We start from the raw sequence: 2097 nt of genomic DNA on the forward strand, positions 1-2097 counted from the left end.
GACTGGAGCTACGGGCGCTACTGGTGACATCGGACCGGCTGGACCGGCTGGAGCTACTGGGGCTACGGGCGCTACTGGTGATATCGGACCGGCTGGACCGGCTGGGGCTACGGGCGCTACTGGTGACATCGGACCGGCTGGACCGGCTGGGGCTACGGGCGCTACGGGCGCTACTGGTGACATCGGACCGACTGGACCGGCTGGTGCTACTGGGGCTACGGGCGCTACTGGTGATATCGGACCGGCTGGTGCTACTGGGGCTACGGGCGCTACTGGTGATATCGGACCGGCTGGTGCTACGGGGGCTACGGGCGCTACTGGTGATATCGGACCGGCTGGTGCTACGGGCGCTACTGGGGCTACCGGTGACATCGGACCGACTGGAGCTACTGGAGCTACAGGCGCTACTGGTGACATCGGACCGGCTGGACCGGCTGGACCGGCTGGAGCTACGGGGGCTACGGGCGCTACTGGTGACATCGGACCCGCTGGACCGGCTGGAGCTACTGGGGCTACGGGCGCTACTGGGGCTACAGGCGCTACCGGTGACATCGGACCGACTGGAGCAACTGGGGCAACTGGAGCTACAGGCGCTACCGGTGACATCGGACCGACTGGAGCTACTGGAGCTACAGGCGCTACAGGCGCTACTGGTGACATCGGACCGGCTGGACCGACTTTAGCTGAGGAAGGATTCTCAGCACTTGCTGGTGCTATTTCAGTAGCTGGTACTACTCAAATAGATGACTGGACTGTAGCAGCACCATACTATACTAATGGGAATTTCGATCCTGCTACAGGAACTTATACAGTTCCAGTTACAGGAAGGTATTCAATATCTGCTACAATCAGCTATCAAACTACAGCAGCTCTCACTGTCAGCTTAGGTGCTGGTATTGATCCAGCATTTGTTGTTCGTAATATTTCTACTGGGACAGATTTAATCTCTGGATTACTTCCAGTCTTAAACGTAAACGTAGCATTAATACTGACTTTGAGAGCAGTTCTTGGAAACGGCACTGTAACGTTAACAGGAGACGTGGAATTAACTGCTGGAGATGCAATTGGTCTATTCTACGAGGCTGATGGCTTAACATTAGCATTAGATTTAGGTGGACCTGGTGTGCCAATTGTTTGGTCAATTCACCAAATTACAGAAACTATATAGATTGAAATAGATACAATTACCACACGATTCAGACTGTAAACAAACTCGATAAAATTGAGTTTGTTTACAGTCATTTTAATTACAATGAATTACTGATGCCCACAAAGTAAGAAAAGCCTATTTACTAACATTAATTGATATTCTATAAGAACAAGCCACCAATCTCTGCCCATTTCAATATATTATAAAGTACGCAAGCAAACTGATATTAAATATGTAAGATAAAACCCTATGGAGGTACTTTTATCCATTTACCAAATATACCTAATACAACCAAAAGTTTCTTTTAATCGATGTGAACAATCAACATCTGTTATCTTCCATTGCTATAGAATAAATTGAACTGTCGCATATTTTGAATGCTGAAGGTGAAAAGCTTCAATGTTTTTTAGAAACAGATTCATGCGAATTAAACGACTATTTGAAGATTAATGATAGTATTAACTAAACTCTCCGCACTGTTTAATCGCGTGCATCTCCTCATTTGGTATAATTTTAGCGACGAAATCCAATGCATTCCATGAGGTAAATCTCTTAGACTATTACCAAATCACTCTAAAGAATTAGTTAATTTATCCCCCTCTATCCTAACTTAGTCGAATAGTATATGGCATAAGGTAGGTGATAAAATGGATAATAATAAACACTGTAAAAAATGCAAGAAAGAACAGTGTAGTTGCAAAAAAAATACCAAGGAAAATGAGAAATACAAAAATGATTGTGTAGTAGGACCAAAGGGACCTAAGGGACCGCCAGGACCTAGAGGACCAATGGGACCTAGAGGACTAATGGGACCTAGGGGACCAATGGGACCTAGGGGGGCTACAGGCGCTACCGGTGACATCGGACCGGCTGGATCTGCTGGAGCTACTGGGGCTACGGGCGCTACTGGTGACATCGGACCGGCTGGAGCTACGGGCGCTACTGGG

The 2097-nt window shown here is 47.8% G+C and carries 1 protein-coding gene and 2 pseudogenes; all 3 read left to right on the top strand.

The annotated features are described in order from the left end of the window. Positions 1-1168: pseudogene (locus ACFQU5_RS15180) on the top strand (collagen-like protein); the annotation flags it as partial. A gap of 355 nt (positions 1169-1523) precedes the next feature. Further along, positions 1524-1616 carry a hypothetical protein gene (locus tag ACFQU5_RS20315; RefSeq protein ID WP_486395263.1) on the top strand — a complete coding sequence of 31 codons (93 nt, stop codon included), beginning with the start codon at positions 1524-1526 and terminating at the stop codon, positions 1614-1616. A gap of 181 nt (positions 1617-1797) precedes the next feature. Beyond that, a pseudogene (locus ACFQU5_RS15185) lies at positions 1798-2097 on the top strand (exosporium glycoprotein BclB-related protein); the annotation flags it as partial.

Source organism: Ureibacillus sp. GCM10028918, assembly GCF_042666115.1.
In the GTDB taxonomy this organism is placed as follows: Bacteria; Bacillota; Bacilli; order Bacillales_A; family Planococcaceae; genus Ureibacillus.